The sequence below is a fragment of the Pseudonocardia sp. ICBG162 genome, from assembly GCF_020496225.1.
Classification (GTDB): Bacteria; Actinomycetota; Actinomycetes; order Mycobacteriales; family Pseudonocardiaceae; genus Pseudonocardia; species Pseudonocardia alni.
On the sequence record NZ_JAHLJD010000031.1, the window covers coordinates 1,638,171 to 1,651,327 of the forward strand.

At 74.0% G+C, this 13,157-nt stretch carries 11 protein-coding genes; 7 read left to right on the plus strand and 4 right to left on the minus strand.

From position 1 onward, the window contains the following. Window positions 1–112 precede the first annotated feature (112 nt). From KPL60_RS32695 to KPL60_RS32705, 3 genes are all read left to right on the plus strand, one after another. Entirely contained in the window at window positions 113–1,456 is a 1,344-nt protein-coding gene (locus KPL60_RS32695) for a cytochrome P450 (protein ID WP_226354663.1), read from the plus strand. After that, a complete protein-coding gene (locus KPL60_RS32700) occupies window positions 1,456–1,656 on the plus strand; it encodes a ferredoxin (RefSeq protein WP_062399393.1) in 201 nt (66 codons plus the stop codon). Before KPL60_RS32695 ends, KPL60_RS32700 begins: the two co-directional genes overlap by 1 nt. A gap of 77 nt (window positions 1,657–1,733) precedes the next feature. Continuing rightward, window positions 1,734–2,951 (plus strand): NAD(P)/FAD-dependent oxidoreductase, encoded by a 1,218-nt coding sequence (locus KPL60_RS32705; RefSeq protein ID WP_226354664.1) that lies wholly within the window; start codon window positions 1,734–1,736, stop codon window positions 2,949–2,951. Here KPL60_RS32705 and KPL60_RS32710 read toward each other — a convergent pair. Further along, complete coding sequence (locus tag KPL60_RS32710; RefSeq protein WP_226368172.1) at window positions 2,948–3,622, minus strand: TetR/AcrR family transcriptional regulator; 675 nt, start codon at window positions 3,620–3,622, stop codon at window positions 2,948–2,950. The two genes, KPL60_RS32705 and KPL60_RS32710, sit on opposite strands and share 4 nt — an antisense overlap. Before the next feature lie 88 nt (window positions 3,623–3,710). Between KPL60_RS32710 and KPL60_RS32715 the strand changes: the two genes are divergently transcribed. The 3 genes from KPL60_RS32715 (at window position 3,711) to KPL60_RS32725 (ending at window position 6,012) form a co-directional block, all read left to right on the plus strand. After that, window positions 3,711–4,634: an ATP-binding cassette domain-containing protein gene (locus KPL60_RS32715; protein ID WP_226368173.1), complete on the plus strand. Its 924-nt coding sequence runs from the start codon at window positions 3,711–3,713 to the stop codon at window positions 4,632–4,634. A gap of 102 nt (window positions 4,635–4,736) precedes the next feature. Next, entirely contained in the window at window positions 4,737–5,138 is a 402-nt protein-coding gene (locus KPL60_RS32720; RefSeq protein WP_226368174.1) for a hypothetical protein, read from the plus strand. A gap of 61 nt (window positions 5,139–5,199) precedes the next feature. Then, entirely contained in the window at window positions 5,200–6,012 is an 813-nt protein-coding gene (locus KPL60_RS32725) for a GntR family transcriptional regulator (protein ID WP_226354668.1), read from the plus strand. Here the strand turns inward: KPL60_RS32725 and KPL60_RS32730 are convergent. Further along, window positions 5,961–7,178, minus strand: a complete 1,218-nt coding sequence (locus tag KPL60_RS32730; RefSeq protein WP_226368175.1) for a TDT family transporter — start codon at window positions 7,176–7,178, stop codon at window positions 5,961–5,963. The genes KPL60_RS32725 and KPL60_RS32730 overlap by 52 nt on opposite strands. A gap of 70 nt (window positions 7,179–7,248) precedes the next feature. Here KPL60_RS32730 and KPL60_RS32735 point away from each other — a divergent pair, with 70 nt between their 5' ends. Next, window positions 7,249–8,139 carry a LysR family transcriptional regulator gene (locus KPL60_RS32735; protein WP_374203824.1) on the plus strand — a complete coding sequence of 297 codons (891 nt, stop codon included), beginning with the start codon at window positions 7,249–7,251 and terminating at the stop codon, window positions 8,137–8,139. A 42-nt stretch (window positions 8,140–8,181) separates the two neighbouring features. On the opposite strand, the gene KPL60_RS32740 is transcribed toward KPL60_RS32735, so the two are convergent. Continuing rightward, entirely contained in the window at window positions 8,182–8,583 is a 402-nt protein-coding gene (locus tag KPL60_RS32740; protein WP_226354670.1) for a group 1 truncated hemoglobin, read from the minus strand. A 92-nt stretch (window positions 8,584–8,675) separates the two neighbouring features. After that, window positions 8,676–13,142, minus strand: a complete 4,467-nt coding sequence (locus tag KPL60_RS32745) for a Pls/PosA family non-ribosomal peptide synthetase (protein ID WP_226368176.1) — start codon at window positions 13,140–13,142, stop codon at window positions 8,676–8,678. Window positions 13,143–13,157 lie beyond the last annotated feature (15 nt).

Sequence of the window (13,157 nt, forward strand, 5' to 3'; positions counted from 1 at the left end):
TCGCCCTCCCGGGGTGACGCCCGCCCCCCACCCGTCTCCGCACACTGTTCCCCGACCGTGTGTCGCCAGCTTTCCGCCCGCGGAGCAGACCGCAGGGCTCGGAGGAGATCCGATGACCGCCACCTTCGACGCCACCGACTTCGAGTCGGAGATGTACGACCCGGACGCCGTGAACATGATCCCGGCCACCAGCGAGGGCAAGCCCGAGCACTACCCGGTCGACATCTCCACCAAGGCGTTCTGGAACCAGACCTCCGAGCAGCGTGAGGAGACCTTCAAGGTCCTCCGCGCCGAGCAGCCGGTCTCCTGGCAGCGTCCGGTCGACGACGCCGTCACCCCCGACCCCGACGATCCGGGCTACTGGGCCGTGGTCAGCCACGCCGACATCGTCGCCGTGAGCCGGGACAACGACACCTACGTCTCCGGCCAGGGCGTGCTGTTCGACCTGCTCCCGCCGATCTTCCTCGAGCTGACCCAGTCCTTCCTGGCGATGGACAACCCGAAGCACGACCGGCTGCGCAAGCTGGTCGCCTCGGCGTTCACGCCCAAGCAGATCAAGCTGATCGACGACAAGATCGCGCTCGCCGCGAAGGAGGTCGTCGACGGCGTCGTCGCCGAGACCTCGGGCGAGATCGACTTCGTCACCAGCGTCGCGAAGGTCCTGCCCACCCGGATCTTCTGCGACATCATGGGCATCCCGGAGCACCTGCGCGAGGCCACCGAGAAGAACGCGGCGGACATCGTCGCCTGGGCCGACGACGAGGTGCTCGCCGGCCGCCAGGCCGACGAGGTGCAGGTGCAGGCCGCGACGAACCTGCACGACATCGCCACCGAGCTGATCGAGCTCAAGACCGCCGAGCCCTCCGACGACCTGATCACCTCGCTGATCAACGCCGAGGTCGACGGGCAGAAGCTCGACGAGTTCGAGATCGGCTCGTTCTTCGTGCTCATGGCCGTCGCCGGCACCGACACCACCCGGCACACCTCGTCGTTCACCGTCCGCGCCTTCACCCACTTCCCCGAGCAGAAGCAGTGGCTCATGGAGGACTACGACGGCCGGATCAACAACGCCATCGAGGAGTTCGTCCGGTACGCCTGCCCGGTGATGACCTTCCGTCGCACCGCGGTCGTCGAGACCGAGCTGGGCGGCAAGAAGATCGTCCCCGGCGACAAGGTCGTCATGTTCTACCCGTCGGGCTGCATGGACGAGAAGGTCTTCGACAACCCGGAGAAGTTCGACCTGTCGCGCGAGAACGCGAAGGCGCACACCGGGTTCGGCGGCGGCGGTGTCCACTTCTGCCTGGGCAACCAGCTCGCCAAGTCCATGCTGAAGGCGCTGTTCCGTGAGCTGCTGTTCCGCATCCCGCAGTTCGAGGTCGGTGAGCCCGAGCTGCTGGGCACCAACTTCATGCGCGGGGTGAAGCGCATGCCGTTCCGATTCTCCCTGGAGAAGTGATGGGTCTTCGTATCGAGCTGGACGAGAGCAAGTGCAGCGGGCTCGGCCTCTGCGAGGCCGAGGCGCCGGAGCTGTTCGAGGTGCGTGACGACGGGTCGCTCGACATCCTCGACGCCACCCCGTCCGACGAGCACCGCGCGGCCTGCGAGGCGGCGATCGCCTCCTGCCCGACCGAGGCCCTGCGCCTCGTCGAGAGCTGACCCCACCCCGTCACACCACACCGCAGACGCCGGGGGCCGCCACCCCCGGCGTCTGCTCGTTCCCGAGGAGGACCACCGTGGAGCACCTCGTCGTCGTCGGGGCGTCGCTCGCCGGGATCCGTGCCGTCGAGTCCGCCCGCCGGGCCGGCCACACCGGCCGGATCACGCTGGTCGGTGCCGAGCGCCACCTGCCCTACGACCGGCCCCCGCTGTCCAAGGCGTTCCTGGACGACACCGGCGAGGAGCCCGCCGACCCGCGGTACCGGACCGAGGAGCACCTGCGTGAGGAACTGGGGGTGGAGCTGCGCCTGGGGAGCCCGGCCTCGTCGCTGGACACGGACGGGAAGCTGATCGGGATCGGCGACGGCTCCGAGCTGTCCTACGACGCGCTCGTCGTCGCCACCGGGGGAGCGGCCCGGATGCTGCCCGGCACCGGGCAGCTGTCCGGTGTGCACGCCCTGCGGACCTGGGACGACGCGCTCGCCGTGCGGTCCGCATTGGACGCGGGCGCCCGCACCGTCGTGATCGGTGCCGGGTTCATCGGCTCGGAGGTGGCGAGCTCGGCGCGCAAGCGCGGCCTGTCCGCCACGATCGTCGAGACGCTGCCGGTCCCGCTGGTCCGCTCGGTCGGCGAGGACATGGGCAAGGCCTGCGCGGACCTGCACCGCGAGCACGGCACCGACCTGCGCTGCGGCGAGACGGTCGACGGGCTGGAGTCCTCCGCCGACGGCGCCGTCACCGGCGTCCGGCTGGGCTCGGGCGAGGTGGTCCCGGCGGACCTGGTGGTCGTCGGCATCGGCGTGTCGCCCTGCACGGACTGGCTGGAGGGCTCCGGCGTCGAGCTGCACGAGCGGGACCGGGGCGTCGTCGCCGACGCCACCCTGCGCGCCGCCGACGGCGTGTATGCCGCGGGCGACGTCGTGCACTTCCCGAACCACCTGTTCGACGGCGAGGTCATGCGCCTGGAGCACTGGACGACGGCCGCGGAGCAGGGCGCGCTGGCCGCGAAGAACGCGCTCGACCCGGAGAACGCCACCGAGCTCGGGACCGTGCCGTACTTCTGGTCGGACTGGTACTCCAGCCGGATCCAGTTCGTCGGCCGCCCGGCCGCCGACGAGATCCGGGTCGTGTCCTCCGAGCTGGGCGACGACCGGTTCCTCGCGCTCTACCGGCGCGGCGACCGGCTCGTCGGGACGATCACGATCGACCGGCCCACCCAGATCATGAAGTACAAGCGGCTGATCTCGAAGCGCGCGAGCTGGGCCGAGGCGCTGGAGTTCGCCGGCGTCTCCTAGCCGTCGGCGCCGCCCGCCGGGTCCTCGTCGGGAACGTCGAGCATCCGGCGGGCCAGGCGCTTCCAGCTCGGGAGGTGCGGCTCGGTCACCGGGTCGCGGGGGTGGATCGCGTAGGTCATCGCGACCCCCCGCATGCTGGTGAACAGCAGGTCGCGGCACTCGTCGAAGTCGGGGTGGCTGGACAGCACCGGCCCGAACATCGCCGCGACCACGTGGGTCAGCGCGATGCCCAGCCGGCGCTCCGCGGGGAGCAGCTCGGCCCGGATGTCGGCATTGGTACGGGCGGCGGCCCACAGCTCCATCGACGCCCAGAAGTACGGCTGCAGGAACGTGTCCCACAGCAGCTCCACGGCCCGGTCGCAGCGCGCGGGGCCGGTGGTGCGCCCGTACTCCGAGCCCAGCACCCACTGCTCCATGTCGGCGATCCGCTCGACGACCAGGTACTGCGCGGCGGCGATGAGCAGCGACTCGCGGCTGGGGAAGTGGTGCAGCAGCCGCCCGCGCGACACCCCGGCCCGCCGCTGCACGGTCACGGTCGTGGAGTGCGCGTAGCCGTTCTCGAACAGCTCCTCGAGGGCGGCGGCGAGGATGATCGCCCGGCTGCTGGCCCGGCGTTCGTCCTGCGTGCGGCGGGGTCGGGGCGGACGCGGTTCGTCCGCGGGGGAGACCATGCGGGGCAGGGTAGCCCCCGGCCGCACAGCGGATGTCTGTACACGCTGCTCCACCCGACCCTATGGTTCGTCACCCGAGGGGGTGACGATGATCGACGACGTACTGGTCCCGACGGCACCGGCGGTCTCGTTCCGCGCGGTCCGGATGTCCTTCGACTCCGAGCCCGTACTCGAGGGGATCGACCTGGAGCTACCACCCGGCCGCACGACCGTCCTGCTCGGTCCGTCCGGCGTCGGCAAGACGACGCTGGTGCGGATCCTGCTCGGGCTGTACACGCCCGAGTCGGGCGAGACCCTGGTGGACGGCCACGTCGTCGCCGGTCTGCGCGACGCCGAGCTGGCCGGGCTGCGCCGCCGGATGGGGGTCCTGCTCGGCGGGTCCTCGGTCTACGACGCGTCGCTGTTCGCGTCGCTGACGCTGTTCGACAACGTCGCCTACCCGCTGCGGGCGGCCGGGGCACCCGACGCCGACGCCGCGACCTGGCGGATCCTGCACGAGTTCGACCTGGCCGAGCACGCCACCGCGCTGCCGTCGGCGGTGTCGGCGGGGCAGCGCCGGCGGGCCGCGCTCGCCAGGGCACTGGTCGGCGCGCCGCAGCTGCTGGTGCTCGACGACCCCGGGCCGGCCATGGACCTGCACAACCGCGAGCAGGTCGTGCGCGCCGTGCGCCGGCGCGCCGCGGACGCGACGGCACTCGTCGTCACCCACGACCTGGACCTGGCCCGCGACCTGGGCGACCGGGTCGCGCTCCTGCTCGGCGGCCGCATCGTCGCCGACGGCCCGGTCGAGGAGGTGCTCGGCGGGATCACCACCGCCGCCGACCTGGACGCCCGGTTCGGCGTGCGGGCGTCGCTGCCGGTGGCCTCCGCTGCCGAGCAGGCGGCGCTCGCGCGGCGGGCCCGGCGGCAGGGGCTCGGCGAGGCGTGGCTGCTCATGGGGGTGCTGTTCGTGATGCTCGCGTTGCTGTCGATCGCGCTCGGCTCCGGGATGCTGGCGAACCCCGCGATCTGACGACCGCCGGTCCGGCACGTCCGCTCACATCGTGGGACGGGACGTAACACTCACGGGTATCCGCTTCGATCACCAGAGTGACGTCGGACGTGAGGCGGGTGGATGGACGGCACCGGACCGTACGAGCGGTACTACGCGGAGCGCGCCGCAGCAGGTCAGCGCACCGTGCTCTGGCCGTGGGTGCTGCTGGCGCTGGTCGTGCCGGTGGTGCTGGTCGGGGTGTTCGTGCACGGCGACGACCGTGCCGAGGCGACCGCCGTCCACCAGGCCGCGCCCGTCCCGGTGCGGGAGGCGGCCGAGGGCGTGTACCGGGCCGGTCTCGACCTCGCGCCCGGCACCTGGAGCACCGACGGGCCCGCCCCGGGCCGGGAGTGCGTCTACACGCGCACCGGGCCGGACGGCGCCGAGGTGTCCCGCGGGGTCCTGCACGGCCCGGCCGCCGCCCGGATCCTCGCCGGCGAGGCGGTCGTCTTCACCGGAGCCTGCACCTGGTCGGTCCGCTGACCCACCGGCCCGGGTCGCCTGCCCGGGGGGCCGCGACGGTCCGGCCCGTACATTCACCAGGGTGCGTGACGCCGAGGCCGGACCGGTCCCCGGACCCGCCGTGCTCCGCCGCGAGCCGGGACGGCTGCTCTGGGAGCAGCTGCTCGAGGACCTGCGCCGCCGCCTGGACTCCGACGCGTTCACCCACGGCTTCCCCGGCGAGCTCGCCCTGGGCCGGGAGTACGGCGTCAGCAGGCACACCGTCCGTCAGGCGGTGAAGGTGCTGCGCGACGAGGGCCGCGTCGTCGGGACGCGGGGCCGGCCGTCGCGGCAGGCGGCACCGGTCGAGACCGCCCAGCGCCTGGGTGCGCTCTACAGCATCCACGAGTCCGTGCGGGCCATGGGCCTGGAGCAGCGCAGCGTCGTGCGGGCCCTGGACGTGCGCGCCGACGGTGTCGTCGCGGCGCGGCTCGGGCTGGAGGAGTCGACGCCGCTGGTGCACCTGGAACGGCTGCGGCTCGCCGGTGGTGAGCCGCTCGCGCTGGACCGGGTGTGGCTGCCGTACGACCTGGCCGCCCCGCTGCTGCACGCCGACTTCACCGGGGTCGCCCTCTACCAGCGCTACGCCGAGCTGTGCGACGTGGTGCTCACCGGCGGCGAGGAGACCATCGCGCCGATCCTGCCGACCCCCGCCGAGCACCGGCTGCTGGGCGGGAGCCCGTCGACCGCCGCGTTCTCGGTGTCGCGGCTCGGCAGCGCGAAGGGCCGCCCCGTCGAGTGGCGCCGCACGCTGGTGCGCGGCGACCGCTTCGTGCTGCGGGCCGACTTCTCCACCCGCGACGGCTACCAGCTCGATCTGCTCGGGTCCCCCGACCGGAGCGACCCGCGCCGCTGAGGGCGCCTCACGCGGGGTCGAGCAGGTTCGGAGCGGACGAGCGCACCGTGCACGGTCCGGGCCCCGACGACGAGCCAGGCCGCCACCAGCAGCACGTACAGCGCCGTCGCGACGACGGTGAGCGCCGGCGTCCCCAGCCGCGCCACCAGCAGGTTCGTGCCGGTCACGCAGGTCCCCACCGGGAAGGTGAAGCTCCACCAGGTCAGCGTGAACGGCAGCCCCCGCCGGACGGTCCGCAGGGTCACCGCGGCCGCGAGCGCCAGCCACAGCATCGCGAACCCCCAGACCGGGACGCCGTAGACCACCGCGACCACCGCCGCGGCGCCCGCGTACGGCTCGGGCAGGCTGCCCGGCGCGGCGTTCGCCAGGAGCCCGGCCGCGGTGACCGACTGGCCGAGCGGGCCGAGCACGATCCACAGGGTGGGGACGGCCGCCGCCGGTCCGGTCCCGTGCACGACGAGCCGGTTCCAGATCTGCGGGAGCAGGGCCAGCGTCGCGAACAGGCTCATCCCGAACAGTGCGACGCAGGCGAGCAGCAGCGTGGTGCGGCCCGTGCCCGGCGCGAGGTGGACGACGAGCAGCGCCCCGTCCGCGGCCGACACCATCGGCGGCACCACCGGCAGCAGCCAGGCGGGGGACACCGCGTCCGGTGCGACCGTGTGCCGGGTGATCATCAGGTACGGCACGCCGACGGCGGTGACCAGCCCGAACGCCGTCCCGGTCAGCCACAGCGCCCCGCTCGTCGCGAGCGCGGCCGGGGTGCCGAGCACGGCCGGGCCGAACTGGACCGCGCCCGCGCCGACCGTCATGAGGGCCATCGCGACGGCGCCGTAGGACTGCACGGCCACCGGGTCCGCGGCGTGCGCGCGGGCCCGCTCGGGGAACCGCACCCGGTGCGCCACCGTCGCGGCCACGAGCACCACCAGCAGCGCCGAGGCCAGGCCCCACACCCCGGTCGCCCACGCGGTCAGCCACGGGGAGCGGAACGGCAGCGTCGCGGCCGCCCCGCCGACGATCCCGGTGCCCATCACCGCGGCGAACCAGTTCGGCCCGAACGACCGGACCGCGTCGCCCGGGGTGCCGAGCTCGCGCAGCAGCCCGAGGCGGGCGAACGCGTGCGGCGCCGGCGGGGCGGCCGCGGCCGGGGGGCTGAGGTGCGTCGTCATGCCTCCACGGTCGGCCGGTCGGCGGCCCGGCGGTACCCGTCGCGAGGTTGCGGAGTCATAATCGGAGGTTGTGACCCTGTCCCCGCGCGTGGCCGACCTCGTGCCCTACGACCTGCTGGTCTCGGTCGCCACCCTGGGGAGCATGGGCAGGGCCGCGGCGGCCCACGGCATCTCCCAGGCGGCGGTCAGCGCCCGGGTCAGGACTCTGGAGGCCGCACTCGGGCTGACCCTGCTGGAACGGTCGCCGCGGGGCACCCGGCTCACCCCGGACGGGGCGCTCGTCGTCGAGCGGGCGCGGGCCGTGCTGGACGCCGCGCACGCCCTGGACGAGGGCGTCGCCGCGCTGCGCACCGACCGGGCGGCCCGGCTGCGGGTGGCCGCCAGCTTCACCGTCGCGGAGTACCTGCTGCCCCGCTGGCTGGTGGCGCTGCGGGCCGAGCTGCCCGGCACCGCGGTCACGCTGACCTCGCACAACACCGCCGAGGTGGTCGACGACGTCCGCTCCGGCGACGCCGATCTGGGGTTCGTCGAGGGCCCGGACCTGCCCGCGGACCTCGACGGGCAGGTCGTCGGGCGGGACCGGCTGGTGCTCGTCGTCGCGCCGGACCACCCGTGGGCCCGGCGCCGCGCGGTCGACGCGGCGCGGCTCGCGACGACGCCGCTGGTGGCCCGCGAGCCCGGGTCGGGCACCCGGGAGTTCCTGGAGCGCGCGCTCGGGACCGTCGCGTCGCCGGTGCTGGAGCTCGGCTCGACGACGGCGATCAAGAACGCGGTCGCGGGCGGCGCGGGCCCCGCGGTGATCAGCGGTCTGGCCGTGGCGGCCGAGGTGGCGGCCGGGACGCTGCGGACGGTCCCGGTGCGCGGCGCCGACCTGCAGCGACGCCTGCGCGCCGCGTGGCGGCGGGGCCGCGCGCCGTCCGGTCCCGCGCTGGTCCTGGTGCGTCTCGCGGCCCGCCGCTGACCGGTCCCGGGGGTGCGGCGGCCACGCCCCGGGACCGGCCGGTCAGGCGGCCGAGGGCTGCTGTCGCACCACCTCGGGCCGGTAGCGCTCGATGATCTCCATGAACTCGGTGTGCTCGGCCGTCGGCACCCCGCAGAAGCTCAGCGTGGACGCGATCTCCAGGGCCACCGCGTCGAACTGCTCGTCGGTGATCGCCAGGGTCTCGTGGGCCGCGACCATGTCCAGACCGGGGTAGCAGGGCGGGCCGCCCGCGGCCTGCACCGACCAGGCCGTGACCAGGAACTTGTAGCCGGGGGCGTTGGCGGGCTCGCCGTGGTGGGCGTGCACCCCCTCGTTCGCGTTGACCGAGGCGTTCGCGAAGAGCCGGTCGACGAGGACGTCGACCGCCCCGGCGATCGCGTAGATGCCGCCGAGGCGGTCGTACAGGGACTGCTGTTCGGGCATGACGTCGCTCCAACTCCGTTGTCGGGACCGGATCACGGTCCCTTGCGGAGGGGGTCTCGTCAATAGTGCACAACCGATCTCGGAGCGTCGGGTCAGTCGTCGACGGCGTGCTGGCTGCGGCGCCGGCCGTAGCCGGTCAGCGACGGGACCTGGGCCCGCAGCCCGGACGGCAGGTGTCGGGCCAGGTCGTCACGGGCGTCCGCGCCGAGGCTGCGGGCCAGGGTGTCGAGCACCGCGACCGAGGCGTTGGTGGCCCAGGCGACGTCGTGCAGCTCCAGGTACTGCTGCACCCGGGACAGGAACACCTCCTCGGTGAACGGCTGCGTCAGAACGGGCACGACCGACACCGGGACCGCGGGCTCCGCCGGCGCCGACGCCCGGTGGTCGGGCACCGGGGCGCCGTCCGCCTCCGGCTCGGCCGGGTTGCCGCCCCAGCGCTCACCCGGGGCCACCTGCTCGCCCTTCATCAGGAACGAGTCGGCGGCCAGCGTCGCGCCGTCGCCGATGTCGGTGGAGTAGTGCACGAACGCCCGCACGCCGACGGACACGCCGTCGCCGACCCGGATCCGGCCGGACTCGAACCGGCCGTCCTCCAGCGAGTGGCACTGCAGGACCGACCCGGAGTTGAGCACCACGTCGTCGCCGAGGGAGACCAGGCTCTTCTCCGGCATGGCGGCACCGTCGTCGAAGACGCGCCTCCCGGCGCTCAGACCGGCCAGGCGGTTGCGCCACACGAGCAGCGGGGTCCCGGCCAGCACCGGCCGGACGTAGAGCTTCCAGAGCCGCTCGTGGAACCAGAAGTAGCGGTCGTAGATGGACGCGGTGCGCGGCTGCAGGCCACGGAAGCCGAGCGTCGCGCGCTCCAGCAGCGCCGACCACACCATGAGCAGCAGCGGGCCGAGGAACACGGCCGGGCCGAGGGCCCACAGGCCCCACGCCGGCCAGAGCGCCACCGAGATCCCGAGCGGGACCAGCGCGACCGCGACGCCGAGCGCCCGCAGCAGCACCGTGACGACCACGGTCGAGGCGTTGTAGCGGTTCTTCGAGCGCAGCCGGCGGGCCAGCTCCTCGTCGGTGGCCGGGTGGTTCGGGTGCGGCCCCGCGCCGATGCGCGGGATCTCCATCGGCGGCGAGCCGAGCAGGCCCACCCCGGTCCGCACCGGCCCGTCGACCGGGACCATGACCTTGGTCGCGAGCAGCACGTCGTCGCCGATCCGGGCGTCCGGCGGCAGGTGCACGTCGTTGCCGACGAAGTTGTCCCGGCCCAGCCGCACCGGGCGGATCCGGAACGAGTCGTGCGACAGCTCGGTGTTCATCATCCGCAGCCCGTCGGACACCATCGTCCCGGCGCCGACGCGGGCGTGCCGCGGCGACTCCTGGCGGAGCTGGGTGCCGAAGTTCGACCCCGTCTGGCGCAGGTCGTCCAGGTCGTAGCCGAGGCCCTTCAGGTAGCCGGTGATGAACGAGCTGTCGCCGAGCAGCAGCACCAGGAACCGCGCGTTCGACACACCGGTCACGATCTGCTGCGCGACGTGGCGCACGCCGTAGAGCGGGAAGGTGCGGTCGACCGGCACGAACAGCGCGGCCAGCCGCGGCAGCGTCAGCACGGCGAGCACGCCCACCAGCAGGGCGAGCACGACCAGCGTCACCACCGCGATCGCGCCGATCAGGAAGAACCACCAGTGCGTGCCCATGTCGGCACCGGTCAGGCCGATCAGCCCGGCCACCTGCGGCGCGAAACGGGCGAACAGGCCGACGAGCAGCGCGAACACCGCCGTCGCGACGGCCCAGGACAGCCCGGCGAACACCGCCGAGTAGACGACCCGGCGCAGCCGCCCCGCACCGACGGCGTCGGGCCCGCGGTAGTCCGAGTCGGACGGACCGGCGGGGGAGCCGTGCCAGACCTCCCCGGCGGGCACGGTGACACCCGGCCGCAGGGCCGAGGCGTGGCCCAGCTGCGACCCGTCCTGCATCCGGGTGCGGACGTCGAGCACGGCGGCCTCGCCGACCACGCAGTCGTCGCCGACGTCGACCGGGCCGAACTCCAGCGCGCCGGGCACGGCCCGGTAGGCCTGCAACGACGCCTCCGGGTGCACGATCGTGCGGGCACCGACCCGGACGAGGTCGGTGGCGACCGGGACGGCCCCGAACAGGGCGCTGCCGCGACCGATCCGCGCGCCGAGCAGCCGCAGCCAGCCGGTGTACAGCGGGGTGCCGACGGCCAGCGCCATCGGGTTGGTCCGGATCAGCGTCGAGACGACCCAGAACCGCAGGTGGGCGGCGCCCCACAGGGGCACGGTCCGTTCGCGGAAGCGGCCGACGAGCGTCCACTTCGCGAGCACCGGCAGCAGCACGACGGCGACGAGCACCCCCGCGGTCCACAGCGCGGACCGGCCGGTGAGCGACACCGCGTCGGGCGCGGCGGAGACCCAGCGGTAGCCGAGGACCAGCACCGCGGCGACGGCGAACCCGGACGCGAGCAGGAACAGCAGCTGCGCGACCCCGGTCAGCGCGTGCGCCACCGGGCGGGCGCGCACCGGCTCGACCGGCTCCGCGGCCACGGTGGGCACGACGTCGCCGAGCGCGGCGGCGAGCCGGCGCACGGTGGGGTGGCGGTAGACGTCGCGTGCGGACACCGACGGCAGGTCGTCGCGACGGCGCACGGCGGCGGCGAACCCGGCCAGCAGCAGCGAGGTGGCGCCGAGCTCGTCGAAGAAGTCGGCCTCGACCGAGATCTCGTCGGGCCCGACCCGCAGCGCGGTGGCGAGCTCGGCGACCAGGCCGCGCTCGACGTCGGTCGCCGGGCCCACGACCGGGCCGGTCGCGGCGACGCGGCTGCCGGTCGGTGCGGGCAGGTTCTTGCGGTCCGCCTTGTCGCTGGTCGTCATCGGGATGAGCTCGAGGTGCTCGAGGTAGGCGGGCACCATGTAGGACGGCAGCCGGTCCTGCAGGCGGGCCCGCAGGTCGGTCGGCGGTTCGGCACCCCGGACCAAGCTGTAGTAGCCGACGAGCTCCTTCGTGCCGGGCGTCGGCTCGAACGTGTCCACCACGGCCATCGCGACCGACGGGTGGTCCTGCAGCACGGCCTCGATCTCGGAGAGCTCGATGCGGTAGCCGCGGACCTTGACCTGCAGGTCGATGCGGCCCCGGTACTCGATCTCGCCGTCGGCGTTGATCCGGGTGAGGTCACCGGTGCGGTAGATCAGCCCGGACGGGTTGTTCGGCAGGTCGACCGGGGCCGGGACGAACACCTCGGCGGTCTTCTCGTCGCGGTTGAGGTAGCCGTCGGCCAGCCCCACCCCCGCGACGGCCAGCTCCCCGGTCTCGCCGAACGGCAGCACCCGGGTCGGGTCGGTGGTGTCCAGGACGAGGGCGGCGTAGGTCGGCAGCGGCCGCCCGATCGTCACCGGACGGTCCGGGTGGACCTGCGCCATCGTCGCGGTGACGGTGGCCTCGGTGGGGCCGTAGACGTTGAGGAAGCGGCGCCGCGGGGTCCACCAGCGACGGATGAGGTCCTGCGGGCAGGCCTCGCCGGACACGAGCAGGAAGCGCAGGTCGTCGAGGTCGGCCTCGACGGTGGCGAGCAGCGTCGGCACCACGCACATCGCGGTGACGCGGCGCTCGACCAGGAAGTCGTGCAGGTCCTCGCCGACCAGCGACACCCCGGCCGGCTTGGGGACGAGCGTGGCGCCGGTCAGGAACGAGGTCCAGATCTCCTCGACGGAGAAGTCGAAGGCCAGGGTCAGGCCCTGGTACATGCGGTCGTCGGCGCGGACGCCGTACTCGTCGGCGGCGACCCGCACGAAGTTGCAGATCGCCGGGTGTCCGATCACGACGCCCTTGGGCCGGCCGGTGGAGCCGGAGGTGTAGATCAGGTAGGCGGGGTGCTCGCGGCCCGGTGTGCGACGGCTGTCCGGCCCGAGCCGCTCGTCGGAGCAGGCGGCGATGTCGGCGGCCGCCGCACCGGTGACCGAGAGGATCTCGACGTCGCCCTCGACCGGGTCACCGACCTTCGCCAGCGCGCTGTCGGTGACCAGCAGCAGTCCGGCCGCGGAGTCGGACAGGATGAACGCCACGCGGTCCGCGGGGAAGCCCGCGTCCATCGGGACGAAGGCGGCCCCGGTCTTGAGCACCGCGAGCATGGCGGTGTAGCTCTCCACCGGGTCGTCGAGCAGCAGCCCGATGACGTCGCCGGGGCCGGTGCCGCGCCCGCGCAGGTGCCGGGCGAGACGGTTGGTGCGCCCGTCGAGGTCGCGGTAGGTCAGCGTGGCGTCGCCGGTGTCGACGGCGACGGCGTCCGGGTGGTGGTCGACGGCCTCCTCGAACACCTCGGCGAGCTGCTCGCCGGGCCGGGCCCGCGAGGCCTCCAGGGTCGCCCCGGGGACGAGCACACGGTCGTCGAGTGTCCGGGGACGCGGGGTCGGCACCGGTCGTTTGGTCGGCGACGGGCGGTAGGGGAGGTCCCGGCGGATCACCTGGGGCTGTCCCGGCTGTGTGTTGCGGCTGTCGCCGCCGTCGACCCCACCGGTGAGGGCCGACCGGTTGGACACGTCGGACATGACTCCGGCCTACCC

Excerpts from the sequence above, each read along its gene's own strand:
- KPL60_RS32695 (WP_226354663.1), top strand. The coding sequence starts at position 113 with ATGACCGCCACCTTCGACGCCACCGACTTCGAGTCGGAGATGTACGAC.
- KPL60_RS32700 (WP_062399393.1), top strand. The coding sequence starts at position 1,456 with ATGGGTCTTCGTATCGAGCTGGACGAGAGCAAGTGCAGCGGGCTCGGC.
- KPL60_RS32710 (WP_226368172.1), bottom strand. The coding sequence starts at position 3,622 with ATGGTCTCCCCCGCGGACGAACCGCGTCCGCCCCGACCCCGCCGCACG.
- KPL60_RS32715 (WP_226368173.1), top strand. The coding sequence starts at position 3,711 with ATGATCGACGACGTACTGGTCCCGACGGCACCGGCGGTCTCGTTCCGC.
- KPL60_RS32720 (WP_226368174.1), top strand. The coding sequence starts at position 4,737 with ATGGACGGCACCGGACCGTACGAGCGGTACTACGCGGAGCGCGCCGCA.
- KPL60_RS32730 (WP_226368175.1), bottom strand. The coding sequence starts at position 7,178 with ATGACGACGCACCTCAGCCCCCCGGCCGCGGCCGCCCCGCCGGCGCCG.
- KPL60_RS32740 (WP_226354670.1), bottom strand. The coding sequence starts at position 8,583 with ATGCCCGAACAGCAGTCCCTGTACGACCGCCTCGGCGGCATCTACGCG.
- KPL60_RS32745 (WP_226368176.1), bottom strand. The coding sequence starts at position 13,142 with ATGTCCGACGTGTCCAACCGGTCGGCCCTCACCGGTGGGGTCGACGGC.